3 protein-coding genes are annotated in these 1,853 nt (G+C 61.9%); all 3 read right to left on the bottom strand.

Annotation, left to right across the window (positions count from 1 at the left end; translation table 11 throughout):
* Window positions 1-764, bottom strand: a 764-nt coding sequence (locus DID99_RS36465) for a transposase (RefSeq protein WP_148094710.1), incomplete at its 3' end; no start/stop codon positions are given.
* Between the two features lie 31 nt (window positions 765-795).
* Window positions 796-1,146 (bottom strand): IS66 family insertion sequence element accessory protein TnpB, encoded by a 351-nt coding sequence (gene tnpB / locus DID99_RS36470; RefSeq protein WP_124668714.1) that lies wholly within the window; start codon window positions 1,144-1,146, stop codon window positions 796-798.
* A complete protein-coding gene (locus DID99_RS36475) occupies window positions 1,122-1,664 on the bottom strand; it encodes a transposase (RefSeq protein ID WP_124668715.1) in 543 nt (180 codons plus the stop codon). The genes tnpB and DID99_RS36475 overlap by 25 nt, the downstream gene beginning before the upstream one ends.
* Window positions 1,665-1,853: the final 189 nt, after the last annotated feature.

The raw sequence follows: 1,853 nt of genomic DNA on the forward strand, positions 1-1,853 counted from the left end.
AGCACCTGGAACGTTGTCTCGTCGCCGTAGATCAGGTCCGATTCGAGCAGCGCGTCGCGCATCAGGTTGATCACCGGCTGCGTGGCCAGTCCCACCCGCACCACGCTGGCGGCCAGCGTATTCGACGAGATGTCGCCGCCGAAGCGACGCAGCAGCGTGGCCTGACGATACAGCGGCATACCGTACTGGTACTTGCCGGTGATGATCCACGCCAGCGCGGATTCCGTGAGCAGCCCGCGAGGGATGATACGCGCCGGTGCGGGCGTGACCTTGATACCGAGATCGCAGCATGGGCACGCGTATTTGACCCGTTGGTGCTGAACGACGCGCACTTGCTCGGGAATCACGTCGAGCCGCTCGCTCGTTTCCACGCCGATCTCGACGAGAGCATGGCCATCATGCGCGCAGAACCGTTCTGACTCGGGCAACTCGTGCCGCACGACCTCGCGCGGCAGATTCGGATCGAGTGGTTTGCGCCCGCGCTTGCCTCGCGTGTGGGCAGCGACCGATGTGCCGGGCATATCCTCGCGCGCGGGCGCGTCGGTAGTCGTCGCCAGCGCCTCGGCTTCGTTGAACAGACCGAGCTGGTCGAAATGGCGCGCTTCGCTCGATGCGCCGAACAGTTCGTGCTTGTAGGCCCGCAGTTTCTCCTCGGCCAGATCGCGCTGAGCCGTCACGAGTCGAAGCTCACCGCGCAGCGCATCGCGTTCGGCGAGCAGTGCCTGGTATTCCTCAACACTCGGCATGACGGGGCTGATCGGCATAGCCGATTAGACCATGTCGCCCGCGTGGTGTTCAGCTCATCCGCGCGTAATATCGCTGGGGATGCTTCTGGATCGCGGTCAGGTCGATGCCGTCGAGCAGCCAGTGCAACTGCTCGGCGCTGAGCGTGATCGTGTCGCCTCCGTTCGGCCAGACGAAGCGGTCGGCTTCGAGTCGCTTGAGCAGCAACCAGAAGCCGTTACCACCCCAGCCGAGGATCTTGATGCGATCGCGACGGCGGTTGCCGAAGACGAACAGCGCCGAGGTCATTGGGTTCAGGCGCATCGCCTGTTCGACCAGGATCGACAGCCCGTTGATGCCCATGCGGAAGTCGACCGGATCGCGATGCAGGTAGACCTTCAGCCCTTCGTCGAACCGGAACACGGCAGCCTCCCGAGCATCTGGATCACCGTGGCCAGCTCATCGACGTTCGCCTCGCCAAGATCAAATTCGACACCATTCGACAGGCGCACATGTAACGAGAGCGCCATCAACGACGCGTCCGGTGGCAGTACATGGGAAACGGCAGGCACTGTCGATGGCGCGGCGACGACAGGGACAAATGCCTGCGCTTCGCTCACCGGAACACGACGCGCTGGGCCTGGGATGTCGATCGATACGCCGTCTATCACCAGCGGGTCCGGCCTCATTGGTGTTTGCAGCGTATGCTGCTGATGGCGCGAGATCCAGCGACGCAACTGGTTCGGATTGACGTCATGGTCCATCGCCGCCCGGGCTATCGATACCCCCGGCTTCAGGCAAAACTCGACCAGCTCCTGTACGGCCGCCTCATCAAATTCCCGTCGGCCATCCCGTCGGCGGCCAACCACCAGTCTGCTTCGAAGGTCTTGTTTTTCGGTCATCACGGTCTGAGTGCATGTGTCCACGCGGACACTTAGCATCTGACCTTCTGCCTACCATTGGTAGGGCGTCGTTTATTGACGGCTTACGATTAAAGGGCGCTGTCGCACTAGGAAACACTGATTTATCCGGCTCGGTGGTCATCGCTGACGTAGTCGAGGACGTTGTAGAAGATAGTTCACGGAACGAACCTACGACGATGAAACGGCAAATGAGCTTTGCGGAAGCGG

This window comes from Burkholderia sp. Bp8986, from assembly GCF_003854225.1.
In the GTDB taxonomy this organism is placed as follows: domain Bacteria; phylum Pseudomonadota; class Gammaproteobacteria; order Burkholderiales; family Burkholderiaceae; genus Burkholderia.